At 36.6% G+C, this 21,517-nt stretch carries 25 protein-coding genes; 12 read left to right on the top strand and 13 right to left on the bottom strand.

Annotated elements, in window-relative coordinates:
- Nucleotides 1-33 precede the first annotated feature (33 nt).
- From tviB to rpmG, 5 genes are all read left to right on the top strand, one after another.
- On the top strand, nt 34-1,311 hold the full coding sequence (gene tviB, locus OOL07_RS07735) for a Vi polysaccharide biosynthesis UDP-N-acetylglucosamine C-6 dehydrogenase TviB (protein ID WP_264695972.1): 1,278 nt from the start codon (nt 34-36) through the stop codon (nt 1,309-1,311).
- Between the two features lie 38 nt (nt 1,312-1,349).
- Complete coding sequence (locus OOL07_RS07740) at nt 1,350-2,360, top strand: NAD-dependent epimerase (RefSeq protein WP_264695973.1); 1,011 nt, start codon at nt 1,350-1,352, stop codon at nt 2,358-2,360.
- 43 nt (nt 2,361-2,403) lie between these two features.
- The gene (locus tag OOL07_RS07745) at nt 2,404-2,784 is read left to right on the top strand and encodes a hypothetical protein (protein WP_264695974.1); all 381 of its coding nucleotides are present in this window, start codon (nt 2,404-2,406) and stop codon (nt 2,782-2,784) included.
- A 258-nt stretch (nt 2,785-3,042) separates the two neighbouring features.
- Nucleotides 3,043-3,279: a 50S ribosomal protein L28 gene (gene rpmB / locus OOL07_RS07750; protein WP_264695975.1), complete on the top strand. Its 237-nt coding sequence runs from the start codon at nt 3,043-3,045 to the stop codon at nt 3,277-3,279.
- Between the two features lie 12 nt (nt 3,280-3,291).
- Entirely contained in the window at nt 3,292-3,447 is a 156-nt protein-coding gene (rpmG, locus tag OOL07_RS07755) for a 50S ribosomal protein L33 (RefSeq protein WP_197744163.1), read from the top strand.
- 87 nt (nt 3,448-3,534) lie between these two features.
- Here rpmG and OOL07_RS07760 read toward each other — a convergent pair whose 3' ends face one another.
- Nucleotides 3,535-4,704 (bottom strand): DesA family fatty acid desaturase, encoded by a 1,170-nt coding sequence (locus OOL07_RS07760; protein WP_264695976.1) that lies wholly within the window; start codon nt 4,702-4,704, stop codon nt 3,535-3,537.
- Nucleotides 4,705-4,882: 178 nt separating this feature from the next.
- On the opposite strand from OOL07_RS07760, the gene OOL07_RS07765 reads away from it, so the two are divergent.
- From OOL07_RS07765 to OOL07_RS07790, 6 genes are read left to right on the top strand one after another with little or no spacing between them, the layout of a single operon-like run.
- Entirely contained in the window at nt 4,883-5,836 is a 954-nt protein-coding gene (locus OOL07_RS07765) for an ABC transporter ATP-binding protein (RefSeq protein ID WP_264695977.1), read from the top strand.
- Nucleotides 5,833-6,588 carry an ABC transporter permease subunit gene (locus OOL07_RS07770; protein ID WP_264695978.1) on the top strand — a complete coding sequence of 252 codons (756 nt, stop codon included), beginning with the start codon at nt 5,833-5,835 and terminating at the stop codon, nt 6,586-6,588. The genes OOL07_RS07765 and OOL07_RS07770 overlap by 4 nt, the downstream gene beginning before the upstream one ends.
- Nucleotides 6,589-6,617: 29 nt before the next feature.
- A complete protein-coding gene (locus OOL07_RS07775) occupies nt 6,618-8,297 on the top strand; it encodes a GldG family protein (RefSeq protein ID WP_264695979.1) in 1,680 nt (559 codons plus the stop codon).
- 18 nt (nt 8,298-8,315) lie between these two features.
- Nucleotides 8,316-9,260, top strand: coding sequence for a DUF4340 domain-containing protein (locus OOL07_RS07780; RefSeq protein ID WP_264695980.1), 945 nt, complete (start codon nt 8,316-8,318; stop codon nt 9,258-9,260).
- A 33-nt stretch (nt 9,261-9,293) separates the two neighbouring features.
- Nucleotides 9,294-10,121, top strand: coding sequence for a bifunctional DNA-formamidopyrimidine glycosylase/DNA-(apurinic or apyrimidinic site) lyase (gene mutM, locus OOL07_RS07785; protein WP_264695981.1), 828 nt, complete (start codon nt 9,294-9,296; stop codon nt 10,119-10,121).
- A gap of 25 nt (nt 10,122-10,146) precedes the next feature.
- The gene (locus tag OOL07_RS07790) at nt 10,147-10,296 is read left to right on the top strand and encodes a hypothetical protein (protein ID WP_264695982.1); all 150 of its coding nucleotides are present in this window, start codon (nt 10,147-10,149) and stop codon (nt 10,294-10,296) included.
- A gap of 60 nt (nt 10,297-10,356) precedes the next feature.
- Here OOL07_RS07790 and OOL07_RS07795 read toward each other — a convergent pair whose 3' ends face one another.
- The 5 genes from OOL07_RS07795 to OOL07_RS07815 form a co-directional block, all read right to left on the bottom strand.
- Complete coding sequence (locus OOL07_RS07795) at nt 10,357-10,971, bottom strand: DUF4124 domain-containing protein (protein WP_264695983.1); 615 nt, start codon at nt 10,969-10,971, stop codon at nt 10,357-10,359.
- A 90-nt stretch (nt 10,972-11,061) separates the two neighbouring features.
- Nucleotides 11,062-12,471, bottom strand: a complete 1,410-nt coding sequence (gene glnA, locus OOL07_RS07800) for a glutamate--ammonia ligase (RefSeq protein ID WP_264695984.1) — start codon at nt 12,469-12,471, stop codon at nt 11,062-11,064.
- Between the two features lie 71 nt (nt 12,472-12,542).
- Nucleotides 12,543-12,776 carry a sulfurtransferase TusA family protein gene (locus tag OOL07_RS07805; RefSeq protein WP_264695985.1) on the bottom strand — a complete coding sequence of 78 codons (234 nt, stop codon included), beginning with the start codon at nt 12,774-12,776 and terminating at the stop codon, nt 12,543-12,545.
- A 12-nt stretch (nt 12,777-12,788) separates the two neighbouring features.
- Entirely contained in the window at nt 12,789-13,832 is a 1,044-nt protein-coding gene (locus OOL07_RS07810) for a tRNA (5-methylaminomethyl-2-thiouridylate)-methyltransferase (RefSeq protein WP_264695986.1), read from the bottom strand.
- 24 nt (nt 13,833-13,856) lie between these two features.
- Nucleotides 13,857-14,696, bottom strand: coding sequence for a carbon-nitrogen hydrolase family protein (locus OOL07_RS07815; protein ID WP_264695987.1), 840 nt, complete (start codon nt 14,694-14,696; stop codon nt 13,857-13,859).
- A gap of 489 nt (nt 14,697-15,185) precedes the next feature.
- On the opposite strand from OOL07_RS07815, the gene OOL07_RS07820 reads away from it, so the two are divergent.
- Nucleotides 15,186-15,662, top strand: coding sequence for a GNAT family N-acetyltransferase (locus OOL07_RS07820; protein WP_264695988.1), 477 nt, complete (start codon nt 15,186-15,188; stop codon nt 15,660-15,662).
- Here OOL07_RS07820 and rng read toward each other — a convergent pair.
- From rng to OOL07_RS07855, 7 genes are read right to left on the bottom strand one after another with little or no spacing between them, the layout of a single operon-like run.
- On the bottom strand, nt 15,659-17,140 hold the full coding sequence (gene rng, locus OOL07_RS07825; protein WP_264695989.1) for a ribonuclease G: 1,482 nt from the start codon (nt 17,138-17,140) through the stop codon (nt 15,659-15,661). The two genes, OOL07_RS07820 and rng, sit on opposite strands and share 4 nt — an antisense overlap.
- 5 nt (nt 17,141-17,145) lie before the next feature.
- The gene (gene rlmH / locus OOL07_RS07830; protein WP_264695990.1) at nt 17,146-17,619 is read right to left on the bottom strand and encodes a 23S rRNA (pseudouridine(1915)-N(3))-methyltransferase RlmH; all 474 of its coding nucleotides are present in this window, start codon (nt 17,617-17,619) and stop codon (nt 17,146-17,148) included.
- 2 nt (nt 17,620-17,621) lie between these two features.
- On the bottom strand, nt 17,622-17,972 hold the full coding sequence (gene rsfS, locus OOL07_RS07835; protein WP_264695991.1) for a ribosome silencing factor: 351 nt from the start codon (nt 17,970-17,972) through the stop codon (nt 17,622-17,624).
- Nucleotides 17,973-17,994: 22 nt separating this feature from the next.
- On the bottom strand, nt 17,995-18,657 hold the full coding sequence (gene nadD / locus OOL07_RS07840) for a nicotinate-nucleotide adenylyltransferase (protein ID WP_264695993.1): 663 nt from the start codon (nt 18,655-18,657) through the stop codon (nt 17,995-17,997).
- A 9-nt stretch (nt 18,658-18,666) separates the two neighbouring features.
- Nucleotides 18,667-19,920, bottom strand: a complete 1,254-nt coding sequence (locus tag OOL07_RS07845; protein ID WP_264695994.1) for a glutamate-5-semialdehyde dehydrogenase — start codon at nt 19,918-19,920, stop codon at nt 18,667-18,669.
- Between the two features lie 15 nt (nt 19,921-19,935).
- Complete coding sequence (holA, locus tag OOL07_RS07850) at nt 19,936-21,006, bottom strand: DNA polymerase III subunit delta (protein WP_264695995.1); 1,071 nt, start codon at nt 21,004-21,006, stop codon at nt 19,936-19,938.
- Entirely contained in the window at nt 21,003-21,515 is a 513-nt protein-coding gene (locus OOL07_RS07855) for an LPS-assembly lipoprotein LptE (protein ID WP_264695997.1), read from the bottom strand. The genes holA and OOL07_RS07855 overlap by 4 nt, the downstream gene beginning before the upstream one ends.
- Nucleotides 21,516-21,517 lie beyond the last annotated feature (2 nt).

Consider the following 21,517-nt stretch of genomic DNA (forward strand, 5'->3'; position numbering starts at 1 on the left):
TTTTTCAATGGTTTTTTTAAGAAAAAATAAAATATGCAAACACTTACTCAAGTACATATTGGTATTATTGGTTTAGGTTATGTAGGGTTACCTTTAGCTGTAGAGTTTGGTAAAAAATTTCCTACCCTAGGATTTGATATTAACTCTAAACGTATCTCTGAGCTAAAATCAGGGTTGGATCGTACCCTAGAAGTAGAACCTGAACTATTAGCTCAAGCTCACCAGCTTCAATACACAGATACGATACAAGATCTCGCTGTCTGTAATGTATATATCGTCACTGTGCCTACTCCCATTGATGAGCATAAGCGCCCAGATTTTAAGCCTTTAGAATCAGCGAGCCGCACTGTAGGAAAGGTATTAAAAAAAGGAGATACAGTTGTTTTTGAATCTACTGTTTATCCTGGAGCCACTGAAGAAGTATGCGTTCCTATTTTAGAAAAAGAATCTGGACTCATTTATAATCAAGATTTTTTTGCAGGTTATAGTCCAGAGCGGATTAATCCAGGGGATAAAGAACACCGAGTAACTTCTATTCTTAAAGTTACTTCAGGATCAACACCAGAGGTGTCAGAATTTGTAAATAATCTTTATGCTAGCATAATCACTGCAGGTACTCATAAGGCAAGTAGTATTCGTGTTGCAGAGGCAGCAAAGGTTATTGAAAATACTCAAAGAGATGTCAATATTGCTTTAATCAATGAACTGGCTATGCTGTTTTATCGCTTAGGAATTGATACTCAAGAAGTGCTCGCAGCAGCAGGAACGAAATGGAATTTTCTTCCCTTTCGTCCCGGTCTTGTAGGAGGGCATTGCATTGGGATTGATCCTTACTATCTTACCCATAAAGCACAGGCAGTAGGCTATCAGCCTGAAATGATTTTAGCAGGCCGCCGAATTAATGATAGTATGGGTGGCTATGTAGCTAATCAGGTCGTCAAACTCATGACCCAAAATCGTCTCCATGTAGTTGATAGCAGGATTCTTATTTTAGGTCTTACTTTTAAAGAAGATTGTCCTGACTTGAGAAATACGAGAGTCATTGACATTATTGCTGATCTGGAAAGTTATCATGCTCAAGTTGATGTATATGATCCTTGGGTGGATGCTAAAGAGGCACAAGATGAATATGGACTTGCCATAGTCACTGATTTACGTCAAAACTACTATGATGGAATTATTCTAGCTGTTGCTCACCATCAATTTAAAGAAATGGGGATTGAACGTATACGAGCATTAGGAAAGTCTAAAAGTATTCTCTACGATGTAAAACATCTTTTACCTAAAGAAGGCGTTGATGGTCGACTTTAAAGGCCATTTACCAAAATTCACCTTGTAAGTAAATAACCATGACAAAAACTGTAGTTACTGGCAGTGCTGGTTTTATTGGATCAGCGTTGACTAAAAAATTACTTGATAGGGGCGATGAAGTTATCGGGATTGATAACATCAATAACTATTATGATGTAAATTTGAAACTCGCTCGTCTTGCTCACTTTCAATCCCATCCTGCTTTTACTGAAGCCCGTATTCACTTAGAGGATCGAGCTGCAATAGATTCTTTATTTGCTCAACATAAACCTCAACGAGTTGTTAACTTAGCAGCTCAGGCAGGCGTTCGTTATTCCTTAGAAAATCCTTATTCCTATGTGGATAGTAATTTACAGGGATTTATTAATATCTTAGAAAATTGTCGTCACCATGAAATTGAACATCTTGTATTTGCTTCTAGTAGTTCTGTTTATGGGGCAAATACAAAAATGCCCTATTCTACCCATGATAATGTAGATCATCCTTTGAGTCTTTATGCGGCTACTAAAAAAGCCAATGAACTCATGGCTCATAGCTATAGCCATCTTTATCGTCTACCTACTACGGGGTTACGTTTTTTTACCGTATATGGTCCTTGGGGACGACCAGATATGGCACTTTTTAAATTTACCCGTAATATTCTTAAAAATAAACCTATTGATATTTATAACTATGGAAATCACCAGCGAGATTTTACCTACATTGATGATATCGTTGAGGGTGTCATTCGTACCCTAGATCATATTCCAAGTCCTGATTCTAGCTGGAATGGAAATCACCCAAACTCCAGCTCAAGTACTGCACCCTATCGTTTATATAACATTGGTAATCATCAGCCAGTAGAGCTTTTAGAGTTTATTCGAACTTTAGAGGAATGTTTAGGGCGTACCGCAGAAAAGAATATGCTACCAATGCAGGCAGGGGATGTACCAGCAACTTATGCAGATGTAGATGATTTAATGAAAGATGTAGGGTTTTGTCCTGCTACCTCTATTCAAGATGGGATAACTAATTTTGTTGCTTGGTATAAGGATTATTTTAAAATCTAAGATATAGTATTTCTTTTTATAAAGTATCACCTATTGTTTTAGGGTGAGAAAACAATATCATCTCCGTAATAGTGCTGATGGAATCTTAGCTTGGGATATTCATAAGTTAATTATTCTTACCTCTACTCTGAGAGTAGAATCTATACCCATCAATACTATATCTGAATTAGATGAATCTTATTGGTATAGTAATAACGATGAAATACCATCCTGTAGATCAATTGCCAATCATATGCGTTTGGTACAAGAAGCAAATCTTATCTATCCGATTATTTTATGCCCTAATAGGCGAGTGATGGATGGTATGCATCGAGTTGTAAAAGCTTTATTAGAAGATCATACTCATATCTATGGGTATTTCTTACCAATACTACCAGATCCAGATTATGTAATTACTGATCCTAAAGACTTACCTTATCTATAAATACTATAAGGTATACAACTATCCTCTCTTATGAGAACTAGGATTGTTTTATTAGAATTAAATAGAAAAAATTGGAATAAGAAAGAAGACTCGTTTAGAATTAGGGAAATATACTACTTACTCTGGTAGTTTAGCTAAAATCTATTAAATTAATATTTCGAATACTTTCCGCTGCTGGATATTAATAGGTTTTAGATAAGAATTAATAAAACTAAGGGGATAACCCTACTTTTTGAATATAGCTAGGAATAATTAAAAATGTCAAAGGTATGTCAGGTAACAGGGAAACGCCCTATGAGTGGTAATAATGTTTCCCACGCTAATAATAAAACAAGGCGTCGTTTTTTACCTAATCTTCACCATCATAAATTATGGGTAGAAAGTGAAAAGCGCTGGGTAAGATTAAGGATAAGCAGTAAAGGGCTTCGTATTATTGATAAACTAGGGATTGATCACGTTTTATCTGATATACGTGCTCGTGGAGAAAGGGTATAAGAGGTAATTTTTATGCGAGATAAAATTAAATTAGTTTCTAGTGCAGGCACTGGTCACTACTATACGACTACTAAAAATAAACGCACCACTCCAGAGAAGTTAGAGATGAAAAAATACGATCCTGTAGTGCGCAAACATGTGCTTTATAAAGAGGCAAAAATTAAGTAAATTATTTTTGTTTCTTAATTTTTCGCTTAAGGAAAAAACCCGCTAATATAGCGGGTTTTTTTAGGGAGCTGCTTTGCAAGTTTATTTTTATGCTTGCTGTAGAGAATATCCTTTAAGAGAAAAGGCAAAATCCTCAAGAGCTTTAATCCCAGATTGTTCTGCTTGACGGCACCATTCTTGAAGGGCTTGTAGGAGAGCTTCTTGGTTTGACCAAGCTTGGGTCCAAATTCCCTGCAATTGTTGACGGAAGCGATAAACCGTTTCTAATTTTTGGTTCTGCTGGATCATGTTAGCCAGTTTTGCTTGATCTTTAGAATCTACCAAGACGCTATTACGGATGAGCCAGTTCTTAGCTTGCTGATATAACTGCTTACCTGAGAAGTGATTAGCCTCTTCCTTAAGTACAGGGATAATCACTTTCTTACCATAAGTGGTAATCAAGTGAAACCGATGAGCAATGACCGCACGCACGGTATCCTGATCAACATCCCGTTTATCAAACCGAACACGTAATTTAGGGGCAACTTTCTTTACTTTAATTAAACCTAATGCTTTAAACAGACGGATATACATCCAGCCAATATCAAACTCATACCATTTTGAAGAAAGCTTCGCTGAGCTGCCATAAGCATGATGGTTGTTATGTAATTCTTCTCCACCAATCAAAATTCCCCAAGGAATAAGATTAGTAGAAGCGTCTACCACTTCATAACTACGATATCCCCAATAGTGACCCAAGCCATTAATCACACCTGCTGCAAAGAAAGGAATCCAAATCATTTGAACTACCCACACTAAAACTCCAGACACACCAAATAGTACTAAGTCCAATAGTAACATAAGGACAATGCCTGAATTACCATGCTTTGCATAGAGATGATTTTCCATCCAGTCATCTGGGGTACCATGACCGTACTGGTCATTTGTTTTTTGATCTTTGGCTGATATCCGGTATACATCAGCACCTTGCCAAAGTACTCTATTAATTCCTAAAATTTGTGGACTATGAGGATCGTCTTGGCTTTCGCATTTGGCATGATGTTTACGATGTACTGCTACCCATTGTTTTGTAATAATACCCGTGGTTAGCCAAAGCCAGAATCTAAAAAAATGAGCAAGCCACGGATGAAGGTCTAAGGCACGATGAGCTTGATGTCGATGAAGGTAAATCGTTACACTAATAATTGTTATATGGGTTAATAGTAGTGCAACTGCTACATATCCCCAAAAGGATAAATTGAGTAGACCAAAAAACATAAGTTTAATCTCCGCTTTTTGTTTTTTTTTAATAATTATTTCAAATAATGTACTTAGAATACTATAATAGTAAGATCTTGGGCTACTGTTCTTAGTAATTTTTTATTTTATTCAAACATTTTAAGCCCGTATTATTAATAAACATTAATCGGAAATAATACAAATAGATACTATTTTTATGGATCAAGATACACTTATACGTGCAGAACAGCTCTATCGGTACTACGGTGGTTATTGTGCTGTTAAGGAAGTTAGTTTTGATGTTCGTAGAGGTGAAGTGCTGGGTTTTCTAGGCCCTAATGGGGCTGGAAAATCCACCACAATGCAAATGCTTACTGGAAATCTAGCTCCTAGTGCTGGGCAAATTTGGATTAATGGGGTTGATTTGCTTGATCAACCTAAAAAGGCAAAAAAAAGCTTAGGCTACCTCCCCGAAGATCCTCCTCTCTACCGAGATTTAACAGTTAAAGAATACCTTTCATTTTGTGCACGTATTAATCGCATACCAGATAATCAGCAAGCAAAAGCGGTCATGACTGCTGTTGATCGGTGTGGCTTAAACAATGTCTATGAAAGACTTATTGGCAATCTATCTAAAGGGTATCAGCAACGGGTAGGTATTGCCCAAGCTATTATCCACTCTCCGCCTGTGATTATTTTAGATGAACCTACAGTGGGTTTAGACCCAATTCAAATCCGTGAAATTAGAGATCTGATTCGACAATTAGCACAAGAACACAGCGTAATTATCTCTACCCACATTTTGCCAGAAGTTCAGACTATTTGTGATCGAGTACAGATTATTAACCAAGGTGAACTCGTATTAACAGATACTATTGAAGGACTAAGTCATCGGATGGATTCTTCTAGTATTTTTGTACGGTTTAACCAGCCTCCACAAAAAGAAATCCTGATGTCTCTTAAAGGGGTGAATCAAGTTACCACTGAAGAAGATGGTCAAATTCGCATCAGTTATAACCCTGAACAAGATCCTATTGATGAATTGGTAGCTCGTGCAGCTAATGAAGGTTGGTGTTTACGAGAACTTACCCCAGAGCGACATAGTTTAGAGGAAATATTTGTTGCTATCACACAGCAGAACCAAACGCAACAGGAGGCTATTTCAGGATGATTTTAACGATTGCTTTGCATGAATTACGTCGCCTTTTTCTTTCCCCTTTAGCTTGGGTCACCCTTGCAGTTACCCAAATCCTTTTAGGGTATATGTTTTTAGCTCAAGTATCTTACTTTAAGCAGCTTCAACCCCAACTTATGGGAATGCCAGAGGCTCCTGGAGTCACTGAAGTAGTGGCTATGCCCATGTTTCAAAATGCAGCAGTGATAATGCTACTCATTGCCCCTTTAATGACAATGCGTTTAATTGCTGATGAAAGACATAGCCGTACCCTTGCTTTATTGTTTTCAGCCCCTTTATCCATGACTGAAATCGTGTTAGGAAAATACTTAGGCACACTTATTTTTTTTGCTATTATGGCATTACTACTCCTGTTAATGCCTTTATCTCTTTTATTTGGTGGACCTCTTGATTTAGGACTTTTGGCTTCAGGAGCACTTGGGCTAGGCTTGTTACTCGCTAGCTTTGCTGCAATTGGTTTATTTTTATCTTCGCTTACGCAACAAGCTATCGTTGCGGCTACAGGTTCTTTTGGTGTGCTTCTCCTACTCTGGATTATTGATTGGATAGGCAGTAGTGGCGTTTTAGAGAGAGGAAGCGAAATATTTACCTACCTGTCCTTACTCCATCACTATCAAGCTCTAGTCGAAGGTCAATTTAATAGTAGCGATATTATTTATTATCTGCTCATCGTCACTACCTTTTTAGTGCTTAGTATTCGCCGGCTTGATTCAGATCGGCTCTATTGATTAACAGTAAAAATTCATACTAAAAGCATATGCGCGTCACTCAAAAAACCCATAGGCATATTAAGTTACAAAATCACTCTTTTATCCTTTTATTTCTAGCAATTGTTGGTTTTATTGCAGCACTAAGTGCTCGCTACAATTATGAATCTGATTGGACTGCTAGCGGTCGTAATTCCTTAACTGAGTCAAGCCAAAAACTTTTAAAGCAAATTGAAGGACCAGTTACTATTCTGAGCTTTGCTCAGAAACCAGGGGTTAAGCAAGAAATAACTAAATTAGTTAATCGTTACCAGCGATATAAGCCTGATTTGAATCTTGAGTATGTTAATCCCGAACTTTCTCCAGAAAAAGTACGTGAGCTAGGCGTTAGATTCGAAAATGAATTAGTGATTGAAAAAAATGGTCGACAAGAAAAAGTAGAAGATCTTACTGAAAAAAGCTTAACTAATGCCCTAAATAAAGTAGCACGCAGCAATGAAGAAGTAGAGATTATCTTTATTGAAGGTCATGGGGAGCGAGATCCCAATGGGAGTGCTAAGTTTGCATTAGGAAATTTCAGCCAGCAGCTAGAATCAAAAGGATTTCATATTCAAACTTTAAACTTATCTGTTGATCCTAAAATTTCCGATAACCCTAATCAGATTATCGTTATTGCAAGTCCACAAACCAATTTTCTTCCTGGAGAAGTTAATTTAATTAAGGATTATGTTGAAACTGGTGGGCATTTACTATGGCTTGCAGAGCCCGGATCCTTACATGGACTAGACTCTTTAGCTGAAAGCCTAGATATTAAAGTGCTTTCAGGTACAGTTATTGATCCAAATGCTCAGCTTCTATTCGGCAGTGCTGCTCTCGCTTTAATTAGCAAATATGATAATCATCCTGTTACTGAAGAACTTTCTTCAGTGAGTATATTTCCTCAAGCAGCAGCTCTAGAGGCTTTAAAAAGTAATACATGGCAACAGCAGCCTATATTAACTACCCTATCGCAGGCTTGGGTAGAAACTTCAAGACTTGATAGAAAAGTACAGTATGATGAAGGCAAGGATATATTAGGTCCTTTAACCATCGGATATGTACTAACTAGAGAATTGGAATCTTCTGATTTTAAAACAGATTCTGTTGAAGAAGAGGAAGAAGAAGTAGAAACTAGCACACCAGCACTTAAGTTTGAGGAAGTATCTCCTGCTGAAGATGAAGAAATAGTAGAGGAAGAAAAAATTGCTGAAGATAAACAGGAATTGGAATCTACTAAATCCTCTGTAGAGGATAGTCAAGAGATTTCAAATGAAGACGTACAAGAATCTATAGAAGCCACAGTGATTCAAAATGATTCCGAAAATTCAGAACAAATTACTAAAGAATATGTAGAAGAAAATCAGAGCGAGTTAGATAGTGCTAAAGTTAAAGATAGTGATCAAGAATTTATAAGAAGCGGACAGCAGAGAATAGCAATTATTGGTGATGGAGATTTTATCTCCAATGCTTATCTGGGTAATGGATCGAATTTAGATCTAGCACTAAATTTAGTAAATTGGCTTGCTCATGAAGATAAGCTAATCTCTGTGCCTGCGAGAACAAGAGTAGATAGTACTCTTGAGATATCCCCCATGACTTCATGGCTTATGGGGTTAGGGTTTCTATTTTTATTGCCTGTTATGTTATTAGTATCTGGATTACTTATTTGGTGGCGCCGTCGTCAATATTAAGTAATATTTATAAGTCTTATGAACACACGTACATTACTTAATCTCGGTTTATCTGCAGTTGTTGTTATTCTGGCACTGATATTCTTTTATGGACCGGATAAAAGTGAGGATAAAGTGGAGACTTCCCCACTAACCTCAATCAATGCAGATAAAATTAATACAATTAAAATTGCTCAAACCCAATCTCAAAACGAGATTCGGTTTGAAAGAAAAGAAAAGGGGATCTGGGAGATTGCTACGCCCATTCAGGCTCCTGCAAATATTGTGAAGGTGGAAACCTTATTAAGCATATTAAAAACTTCAAGTTATAGCCATTATTCAGTTGAAAATTTAAACTTAGGGGAGTTAAAGCTAAGCTCACCTGAAATAAATTTATACCTTAATGATATAAAATTTAGTTTTGGTGCTACTGAACCTATCAATCATCGGCGATATGTATTGTTAAAAGATACGGTACATTTAGTTGATGATATTGTCTTTCCGTCCATTAGTGGAAATTCAGCTAAATTTGTTGATCCTGCTCTATTACCTGGAAATAAGGAAATTACTGAAATACATCTTCCTTTAATTACAACTAGTGGTGGTAACCCAAATGTAGATGTGAAACATACAATTATTTTAAAGCAAGAAAAAGGACACTGGGCAGCTGAAGGTACTACTAATCATAAATTCTCCACTGGATCGATCGTAAAGCTAATACAGGCATGGCAGGATCAAACCACTAGACAAGTAGATCTTAGGGGTAATAAAGCAGTGCTTGCTACTATTGAAGTTATTCAAGGAGAAGGTACTAATCCTATTCGATTTGAACTACTCTCTGATCTACCTCAGTTAATATTAGCGCGCCCAGACTTTGGAGTTCAGTATAATCTTCCAGCGCTTGCTTGGAAAAATTTATTCCAACTTATGCAAGAAGAAAAACAAGTATCACCAGAACTAACAGATGATAATCAAGGAGATTAAAAAGCAGAGTAACGAAACAGTATGAAAATATAGATGCCAGAGTTACCTGAAGTTGAAACGGTACGACAAGGTATAGAGCTATATTTAGTCAACCAGAAAATAACATCTGTTATTATTCGTCAACCTAATCTTCGTTGGCCAGTTCCTTTATCTCTATCTACGGAGTTAACAGATCAGATTGTTTTTGCGGTTCAAAGAAGAGGTAAGTATCTTCTATTAGCTTGTACTAAAGGCACTGTTATTATCCATTTAGGTATGTCCGGTACGCTGCGGGTTTTACCTGTTAATAAGCCCCCTGAAAAACACGATCATATTGATATTATTTTAAGTAGTAATTATTGCTTGCGTTACCGGGATCCTAGACGATTTGGTACTATCCTATGGACTACAGAAGATCCGCTATTCCATCTTTTATTAAAGAATTTAGGTGTAGAACCTCTGGCTTCCAAATTTAATGGGGCTTACCTCTTTCAAAAATCAAGAGTTAGAAAAACTATAGTTAAGAATTTCTTAATGAATAACCAGATAGTCGTCGGCATTGGAAATATTTATGCTAATGAAATTCTATTTCAAACAGGTATACACCCCCGAATGCCTGCTAGAAAAATCTCCTTATCTTACTATGAAAAACTCGTTAAAAATAGCAAAATAATATTATCTAATGCGATTAAAGCAGGCGGTACTACCTTAAAGGATTTTCATACTATTGATGGTAGTCTCGGCTATTTTACCCAACAACTTAAAGTATATGGGCGTAAAGAGCAACCTTGCTTAGTATGTAGTAGTAGTATTATGTATGAGCGTATTCATCAAAGAGCGAGTTACTACTGTGATAAGTGCCAATCTATGAGTAATATTTAATTATTTAACAGAGTGAAAATAAATTATGAATAATTTAGTACCTAAAATTCTTATTGCTATGGTTCTGCTATTCTTACTGATTAATTTTATCGGATGGTTTACTAAACCTGAAGGATACAAATCCCCCTCTAGATATGGTTCCTTACTCAAAGAATCTCCTATTTACTATCTTTAAGTAATTAAACATATAAAGAAAACAGGTAATGCTATTAGAGAAATTCTACTACCTGTTGTATTAAGGTGCTCTTGGCGCCATAGGAGCCATTGGTGCCATAGGAGCTCGTTGCACTCCATCTCCTTGGCTGTGGAATAATATAGACATACGATGAATGTAAACAGTAATAATTTGCGATTGAGCAATTAATTCTTGTGAAGAATTAAATAATTGTGCTTGAAGCATATGTGCACCACGGCTAATATTAGTCAGCATGTATCTAATTACGTTATCCGCTTTGCCCATACCCACAACTTGGTTATCCATTATAATTTGAAACATATATTGCTCATCTGCTTCAATCTCAGGATTAATTTGTAACACCACTTCCATTTGACCACCATCATTCTGGATACTAGCCCCATCTGGTGGGGCTATAATGCCTATTTGATAAGTTATTTCTTTCTTCTCTTGTGGAGATTGATTTTTACCCTCTAATTCTTCGGGAGCATAAGAAGTTTCTCGAATAGGAGGTGTATAGGGTCGAAGTAGTATTACTTTAATTTCCTTCCCACCTTTTTTTAATTGATCAGAATATTCAATAGAACCATCAGAATCAGTATATTCATAAACTTTACTTTGGGTGGCAAGTGGTATAAAAAAAAGTAGAATATAAAAATAAATGAACCATTTCATTTCTATTGGCAAGAAAGGTAATAAAAATACTTAGTATAATAAAAATGGAACCCTAGGCAGCACAATTGCCTATATCTGTTCTTTCTTATACTAAAGGCTATAATACATATCAAACTCAATAGGATGAGTAGTCATTCGAAGGCGAGTCACATCTTCCATTTTAAGTGCAATAAAAGCATCAATAACATTATCGGTAAATACTCCCCCTCCTTTTAGAAACTCTCTGTCTTTATCCAAAGATTCTAAAGCTTGCTCTAAAGATAGGCATACAGTTGGAATATTTTTTGTTTCTTCTGGAGGTAAATTATATAAGTTTTTATCCATAGGATCACCGGGATAGATCTGATTTTGGATACCATCTAATCCTGCCATGAGCATTGCAGAAAAGGCAAGATAAGGATTAGCCATTGGATCAGGGAATCTTACCTCAATACGTCTAGCTTTAGGGTTAGTGACATGGGGTACTCGAATAGAGGCAGATCGGTTTCGAGCAGAGTAAGCTAATAATACTGGCGCTTCAAATCCAGGGATTAGTCGTTTATAAGAATTGGTAGAAGGATTAGTAAAAGCATTAAGTGCTTTAGCATGCTTGATAATTCCCCCTATATAATAAAGTGCAGTTTCTGAAAGACCACCGTATTTACTGCCAGAGAAAAGATTTTTACCATTCTTTTCTAAGGATTGATGTACATGCATACCACTACCATTGTCCCCAACTAAGGGTTTTGGCATAAAAGTCGCTGTTTTTCCAAAAGTATGGGCTACATTGAGTACTACATATTTAAGCACTTGCAGTTCATCTGCTCTACGTACTAAGGTATTGAATTGAGTACCAATCTCACATTGCCCAGCGGTAGCTGATTCATGATGGTGTACTTCTACAGGTACACCTAGCTGCTCTAGGATAAGACACATAGTAGAGCGAATATCTTGTAAAGAATCCACAGGAGGTACAGGGAAATACCCACCTTTGACTGAAGGACGATGGCCTATATTACCTTTTTCATACACCCGCTCAGAATTCCAATGGGATTCTTGGGCATCAATTTTATAAAATGATCCAGATATTCCAGAACCCCAACGTACATCGTCTAATATAAAAAATTCAGGCTCAGGTCCAAAATAAGCTGTATCAGCAACTCCAGTGGATTTAAGATATATTTCAGCCCGTTTTGCAATGGATCTAGGATCTCTATCATACCCTTGGAGTGTAGCCGGCTCCATAATATCACAGCGTAGAATTAAGGTTTTATCTTCCATAAAAGGATCAATTATTGCTCCTTCCGATTCAGGCATTAAAATCATGTCTGAGTCGTGGATAGAGCGCCAACCTGCAATTGACGAACCATCAAACATTTTTCCTTCTTGGAACACCTCCTCGTCAAGCCGATAGGCAGGTATTGAAAGATGCTGTTCCTTTCCTCTAGTATCTGTAAAGCGAAAATCGATAAATTTTATCTCCTCCTCTTTTACGATTTTTAGTACGTCCTGAATAGACATTATATTTTTCCTCCAGATTCTAGAGCTAAATGGTTAAAGAAATAGTTTGGTATTATGAAGAAGTGTTGTTTTTACGTATTATTACCTACCTCTATATGTACTCTTATTTCATTATCTTTTTCCGTAATACTACGGACATGATGACCATGAATTCGGCACCATGCGGGAATATCATAACGTACTCCTGGATCAGTACAAACTACTTCTAAGAGATCTTTTGGGGTAAGGTTAGCTATTTTCTGCTGGGTTCTAATGACAGGTAAAGGGCATAATAGATTACGTGCATCTAATATATAAATACTCATAAAATTCCTTTGCTATACATACCATGCCTTAGGTATTTCTTCACTGGTTATAGGGACAACTGATAATGTTTTTGTGTCTCCACTAGGATGAGTAATTTCAACTTCTACATTTAAGCTATCTCTACCTTGGCTAAAACGGGCAACTAATTGGCTAGCTAGGGTAAAATCCTCTGTTCTTAATTCTCCATCCACTAAGACTAAAGGACCTCTATGGCTAGTAATACGTACATGAGTATATTCTTTTGTATACCCTTCTAAGTAATTACTTTCCCCCTCATCTCGGGCAATAATAAGCTTGAAATGTGGTTTAGGACGTAAATGACGACCTACTTTAAGTAGCATAATATCGTCTAATTCATAATCCCTAGCTTGCCGTGCTTGCCATAAATCACTTAATTTAGATGAATAGCTTGAGTCTGTAAGGAAGCAACATCCTCCAGCAGGCTGTGCATAACCCTCAAATCCGAAAGATTCAGCTAGTGTTATTTGCGGTTTACGAGATCGGCCACTAAAATCATGAAGCTGATCCCGGTCTACCCACCCTTGCTGCTCAGGCAAAGTAGGAGGTAAATTTTTAGCACATAAAGGGCGTAATAATAAATCATGAGCACCAGATTCTCTAGCTACAATAGGCATAGCATAAGCTTTTTGTGATTTTGGACGCTGTCCTATGACCTCACCCGTAATAATAAAATCAAATTTATGCTCCTTCATCCACTTTAATGCTTTAGCTACCATGAAGCTTTTACAGTCTAAGCAAGGATTAAGATGTGCCCCATAGCCGTGCCTCGGATTTAAAACTACCTCTTTATATTCTTCAATTACATCAATAATATGTAGTTTAATCCCAAGCTGCTCAGCAACCCACAGGGCATTATTACGTTTAGCACTATTTTTGTCTTTATTACGAATGGCATGAGTGTGCCCCTCTACACAGAAGCCAGTGAAAAAATTTATCCCTTCCACATGAATACCTTGGGCTTGAATCACTTTTACTGCCAGCATTGAATCAAGCCCTCCTGAAATAAGGGCAACTGCTTTATATTTTTTTTCCATAAAAGGAATAAATACTACTGTTGATTAAGTAGGGTATTTAGGTGCTAATTTACAATCAATTCGTCGATGGTTAATCGTTGGAAAATTACGACGAGTGCTATTTAATCGTTCTGGATCTAATTCTGCAGTGATCACACCAGCACCTCTTGGAAGACGTGTTAGGATAGTGCCCCATGGGTCCACAATCATACTATCTCCATGAGTTGTTCTTCCGCTAGTATGAAATCCTCCTTGACCTGCAGCAATTACATAGCATAAATTTTCTATTGCCCTTGCTCTTAATAGGGACTCCCAATGTGCTTTACCTGTAATAGCAGTAAATGCAGAAGGTAATACCAAAACCTCCATACCTTCATCAACTAAGCAACGAAAAAGCTCTGGAAATCTAAGATCATAACAAACAGCTAGCCCTAACCGACCAATAGGTGTATCTACTACAACTGTCTTTTCCCCAGACTCTATTGCAGAAGATTCACAATATTTTTCGTTTCCACTAGGAAGAGAAACATCAAATAAGTGTAACTTATCATATCGAGCAATACATTGACCCTCATCATTAAATAGCAAAGAGGCAGCCCTAATTTTTTTAGGGTTACTAGATTTTAACGGAATAGTTCCACCTACAATCCACAATTTATGTTTTACTGCTTGCTGGGACAAAAATTTTTGAAGAGGTCCTGAATTATAGTCCTCAGCAATATTTAATAAAGCATGATCTTCTTTATCAATTAAAGCAAAATTTTCTGGAAGTACAATTAAATTTGCTTTCTCTGCGGCTGCTTGAGTAATTAGACGCTCTGCTTCTAATAGATTAGCAGCTACATTTGATCCAGACGCCATTTGAATAGCTGCAACTTTTTTCACATGTATACTCCTATTTCAGATTGAGTTAGCCAAAAAACCTAAGGTTTCGAAAAATTAAAACAGTACTTTTTGTGGCACCGCTAGTATAGCTAAAAATATCTACGCATTGAGAAATTTTTGCTCATGCTTTTTTATTTTACAGAATATTTTTTTAAATAATTTACTTTCGAAGGACTAAGAAAACATGATCTATTTTTATAAAAAAAGCTCATACTTCAGCTCTGAATCACTTGTTATATCAAAAATAATATAAACTTAATGATAGATAAAAATTAACCTTGAAAATCAAGGTAGAATTGACTAATTAATTTTTTAAAAAATATAAGTATGTTCTTCTATGTAGCGATTTGACCATAATAAACTACGTAACTGACACCATAAATCTATATCCTCTGATTTAAAACTAGTATTTTAGCTTTGTTCATCAACTATAATAATAGTATCTATTTCTGTTTGTAAGTTTATGAACTCTGGCTTAAAAAAATAGCAATGGGTAGCTGCTTTATAATAAGAAAAGGGCAACAAAGCGATTTGATTGAATTAAGGAAGCTATGTATAGAAACTATAACAACAACATGTAGCAAAGATTACAATGAACAACAAATTAAAGCGTGGATATCTAATATTAGAGATAGACAGCGTTGGATCCAACTTTTAGAGAAACAATTCATTTTAGTTGCTCAACATACAAATAAAATTACTGGCTTTATAACCCTTGGTAATAGAAATTATATTGATCTTTTGTATGTTTATGAAAATTATCAACGGCAGAGAGTTGCAACCAAATTACTTACAAATATTGAGATTGAAGCAAAGCAACTAGAGCAATCGTATCTAACTTCTAATGTGAGTAAAACTGCAAGATCGTTCTTTGAACATAATGGCTTTAAAGTTCAGACAGAACAAACGGTAAATATTAGAGGTATAAATTTGATAAATTATAAAATGGTAAAACCTTTAAGTTAAATCATGACTACATCAAATTGCTCTCGTATATAGAGCAATTCTGGATGAAATTTTATAGGTTTTCCAATAAAGGCTTCCAATTCTGCCACATTTGTTGATTCTTCATCCATAAGACGATCTACAATCTCTTGAGCAGCAATAACTAAATATTGGTTTGCTTCAAATTGCCTAAATTCTCTAAGCACTTCACGAAAAATTTCATAACATATAGTTTCAACAGTTTTTACTGTACCTCGTCCATTACAAGTAGGACAGGATTCACATAGGGTTTGCTCTAAGCTCTCCCGAGTGCGCTTTCTTGTCATTTCCACTAATCCTAAGGAGGAGACTTCGCTAATATGGGTTTTTACATGATCTTTTTCTAATCCCTTTCCTAAAGCACGCAATACCTGCTGTTTATGCTCTTCTTCTTTCATGTCAATAAAATCGACAATAATAATTCCACCAAGATTACGTAACCTAAGCTGGCGACAAATAGCTTGAGTTGCTTCTAAATTAGTTTTAAAAATAGTTTCTTCTAAGTTACGATGACCTACAAATGCCCCTGTATTCACATCAATGGTAGTCATGGCCTCTGTTTGATCAATAATTAAGTAACCTCCAGATTTAAGCTGTACTTTACGGCTTAAGGATTTTTGGATCTCCTCCTCAATATTGTATAAATCAAAGATAGGTCGCTCTCCTTGATAGTATTCAATTGTGGCTAGAAAATTAGGAATAAATCGCTCAGCAAAATCAGTAATTTTGAAATAAGTCTCTCTTGAATCTACTCGTACTCGTTCGATTCTCTCATGAACTAAATCTCGCATGGTTCTCATCACCAAAGGGAGATCTTCATGAACCACACAGCCTGATTGCGTTACTTTGGATTTTTCCTCTATGATATTCCAGAGCTTATGAAGAAATTTTACATCAGCATGAATAGCTGCTTCACTAGAAGTTTCCGCTACGGTTCGGATTATATACCCACCCTCAACTTGTTCATCATTAAAACTAAGTAATATATTTTTAAGCCGTTGACGTTCTTCCTCATTATCTATTTTTAAGGATACGCCAATCCCTGACATCTCTGGAATATATACTAAATAGCGAGAAGCAATAGAGAGTTGAGTAGTGAGTCTTGCGCCTTTACTTCCTATAGGATCTTTAATGACTTGTACTAGAATCTCTTGCCCTTCTGAGAGTATGGAGGTAATAGGCGGTATCTCTATACTTCCTGCTCCATTCTCTAAGTTACTTAGTCGGTCGGTAGGAATTTTAATGTCTGAAGCGTGGAGAAAAGCTGCTCTTTCTAAACCTATATCTACGAACGCAGCTTGCATTCCGGGAAGAATTCTATGTACTTTACCTTTATAGATATTACCTACCCAACCACGGCGACTACCTCGTTCAATATATAACTCTTGAGCGATGCCATTTTCTACTACTGCGACACGGGTCTCATTAGGGGTTACATTGACTAAAATTTCTTCACTCACAATAATTACCCTCTATGATAAGGATGACCACTGAGTAAAGTAGAGACTCGGTAAATTTGTTCAGCTAACACAATACGAACTAAGCCATGAGGTAGTGTTAAAGGTGATAAAGACCACTGGTAATTTGCTCGGTTTAAGCAGGCGGGAGCTAATCCATCTGGACCACCAATAAAAATAGCAATGCTTTTACCCTCATTCATCCACTCTTGCATACAGCTTGCCACTTTTTCTGTAGACCAAGCAATACCACATATATCGCAAGCAATAACTACGCTGTTTATAGGAATTGCTGCTAATAGTCGCTCGGATTCTTCCTGATGCCATTTAGTGACATTACTATTTTTAGTTCGCCTTGCTGCAGGAACTTCAATCAAACGAAGGGAAATAAACTTATTAGATAGTCGTTTAACATAGTAGTTATATCCTTCAGAGATCCACTGCGGCATTCGTTGACCTACAGCTAGGATATGAATATGCATTATTAGCTTATATTCTCTGCTTCAGTAGGCAAGGAATTATCCCAAAGTTTTTCTAAACAATAAAAATCTCGTACTTCGGGCAACATAATATGAGTAATGATCGCTCCTGTATCTACCAATACCCATTCTCCATGTTGTTCTCCCTCAACACTAACAAATGAACACCCTGCAGCTTTACATTTTTCAACAATTTCATTTGCCAAAGCCCTAACCTGCCGATGAGAGGTACCGCTAGAAATGATCATGTAATCTGCAATGTCTGTTTGATTTGTTACATCTAAAATTTTAATATTTTGACCTTTTATTTCTTCTAAGGCAGCAATAACAATCTCTTTAAGGTAATTAACTTGCACTTTTTCTCCCTACTTGCTCTTCTTATGAAGAGTATAATTTCCTTTGCTGAATATATTCCCAAACTGAGTTTGGTAGTAAGTAGCGGGGATTTTTCCCCTTCTTTATTAAATCTCTAATTTGACTAGCTGATATATCTAACTGAGTTAATTCGGTAAATAAAATACATCCTATGGGTTTTTCCATAAGTTGAATTGGATCATTAATAGTTTTTTCTGCTACAAGATATTTTAACTCACTTTCTAAATAAAGATTTTCTTTAGGACGCCTTACTACAATAAAATGGGTTAAATTAATTAATTCCTTCCATCGGTACCACTTTGATAGCCCTTGGAACGCATCGGTCCCTAAAATAAGACATAAAGGTGTTCTTTCCCCAATTTCCTCTCTTAAGGAAATTAAAGTATCAAACGTATAGGAAGGATCAGATCGATTAAATTCACGAGAGTCTATGATAAATCTATTCTCCGTGATTATTGCTAGTTCCAACATAGCTAGCCGTGTCTCTGGGCTAGCTATAGGTATTTGTCGGTGCGGTGGATAAGGGCAGGGAATAAAGCGAATTTCTGCTAGAGGCGTTTGTTCTAATAATTCTAAGGCAATTCTAAGATGACCGAAATGAATTGGATCAAAAGTGCCACCAAAAATACCAATGGGAGCTTTTAGATCCCTATTTTTTAGAGACACAAGATCCTACTATCTAATATGGCCATTCCCCAATACGATCCATTTTTGGGAAGTTAACCCTTCAAGTCCTACTGGCCCTCGGGCATGGAGTTTATCTGTAGAAATACCAATTTCTGCTCCTAGCCCATACTCAAAACCATCAGCAAAGCGAGTAGAAGCATTGATCATCACTGAGCTAGAATCCACCTCAGTTAAAAACTGTCTTGCTCGAGTGAAATTTTCAGTCACAATAGCATCTGTATGATGGGAACCATAATGGTTAATATGCCAAATAGCTTCATCTAACCCTGTTACAATTTTAATTGCTAGAATAGGGGCTAAATACTCCTCATACCAATCTTCTTCAGTGGCTAATTTAATAGTTGGCAATATATTTTTAGTCTCTAAACAACCTCGCAGCTCAACCCCATGTTCTTGATAGTGCTTTGCTAGTTGAGGAAGAATATTCTCTGCAATATCCTTGGCAATAAGTAGGGTTTCCATGGCATTACATACCCCATAGCGTTGACATTTTGCATTAACTGCAACCTTAATAGCTTTCTCAAAATCTATTTGATCATCAAGATACACATGGCAAATACCATCTAAATGCTTAATTACTGGTAGTTTAGATTCTCGGCTAATTCGCTCAATGAGTCCTTTTCCACCACGAGGAATAATCACGTCTACGTATTTTTCTTGAGTAATTAACTCCCCTACTGAAGCCCGATCCGTAACTTCAATCATTTGTACTGATTCTTTAGGTAATCCAGCCTGCTCAAGGCCTAAATGAATGCAATGAGCAATAGCTTGATTAGAGCGAATTGCTTCTGATCCTCCACGAAGAATTACTCCATTACCAGATTTTATACATAGACCTGCAGCATCTACCGTTACATTTGGGCGTGATTCATAAATAATGCCGATAACACCAAGGGGAACTCGCATTTGTCCTACTTGAATTCCTGAAGGCTGATAATTAAGATTACTTATTACTCCAATGGGATCGGGTAGTGTTACTATCTGCCGTAACCCATCTGCCATTGCTTTAATTCTTGATTTAGTAAGTTCTAGCCGATCTAAAGCTGCATCAGGCAATCCTTTAGCCCGACCTTCTAGTAAGTCTTTTAAATTAGCATTAACCAGTGCTTGCTGTTCTTGCTCAAGAGTATTCGCTGCTATTTCTAGTGCTCTATTCCTTTCATGGGTGCTGCTTTTAGCTAATGTCCTAGATGACTGTTGTGCCTTATGAGATAAATCTTCTATATAATTCTTTATATTCATAAAATAGCTTGTAACCTAATTTATAACCTTATGGGATGCTCCAGGAAAAATTAAACTCTGCTCTTGACAAGGAAATAATTGAGTACCTGCAATCGCTAAACATAGTTGTAGTAATTCATCCCATATGTTACCTAACGCTGCCCCTTTTATCATAAGATCAATTCTACTTAATTGCTGTAGAAACAGCAGCCAATTATGGAGAGAATGGCGATTTAATGCTTGCTTCATGAATAACTTTTGCTGCACCCATACTTTTTCAGTATTTAGTGCCTGCTCTAAAGAAACCCCTTGATGGTTAATTGCTTGACTTATTTTAACCAATCGTCGTAATTCCCAAGCAAAAGCACCTAAAATAATGAGAGGATCTACCCCTTCGACCTGTAATCCTCCTAATATTGAGTTAATTTCATCTATTTTTCCCGCAAACGTCCCGTGTATTAAGCGAAAAGCATGGTAACGAGCATTACTTGTAGCTACCTTCTCTATCTCTTTAATATCAATTTTTTCTTTTGGATAAAACAATGCTAATCGCTCAATTTCCTGAGCACAAGCGAGCAAATTTCCCTCAAAAAGGAATGAAAGCATTTGCACTGCCCCAGAGGTGGGATACAATCCTCTAGTATTCATTCTTTGTTCAATCCATTGAGGTAGTAAATGAACATCAATTTTAGGGATTTGAACAATAGTACTTAATCGCTCAAATTCCAAGAACCATTTATTTTTTTGAATAGCACTTCCCAAACTTTGACCCATAATCAGTAATAAAATATCAGGATGGGTATTTTTACTATAAGCTTGTAATAGTTTAGCTCCCTGCTGGCTAATGCTTGTTCCGGAGATTCGTAATTCAACAAGCCTATCGGTCGTAAATAAGGAAAAACTGTTTAGAGTTTGAGATAACTGATCCCAATCATTATTATGCTCAATATATATAATAGTACGCTCACTAAATCCCTTAATTTTCCCGTAGTCACGAATTGTTGTTGCTGCCTCTTCTATTAATAAAAGTTCTTCACCTACTATGAAATATATAGATGCTAACCCTTTTTGAAGATAAGGGGTTAATTGTCCCAGCTTTATCTTCATTTTTTATTAGAAGGAGTAGATAAAGATTCCATACGCCAAATAATTTGTTGTATTGCATCTTCTTCCATAGTCTCTTGAAGTAAAACCTCTTGATCCCCTGCTGAAAGCGGGTTCAGGGGATCGAATCGATATTGTCTAGAGAGAACAATTTCTTGTAATGGTAATAGTATATTTCCATTTGCATCAAGGAGATTAAATACTAATACATACTTTAGAATATACTCCTGTACTTTAGCTGTTCCCCCACCTACAGAGAGCACTTCGCGCTCTAAGTGATTGGAGCCTATATTTAAAATAGCAGTCGCATTTTTAATTTTTTTAGGCTCAGTAATGACCTCTACCCCATTTCCTTCAAGGTTTCGTTGCAATTTCGATCCAATATGACTGTAGGGAAGTACCCCTTGTAAATAAGTTTTCTTAAGCACAGGAGGGAAGTTGGCACTGCCATGTTGGCGAAAGCCACAACTCATAAGCAATGGAAAAATAAGATAAACAAGCCATTTTTTCATAG

Origin of the sequence: Candidatus Nitrosacidococcus sp. I8 (assembly GCF_945836005.1) — a bacterium.
In the GTDB taxonomy this organism is placed as follows: Bacteria; Pseudomonadota; Gammaproteobacteria; order Nitrosococcales; family Nitrosococcaceae; genus Nitrosacidococcus.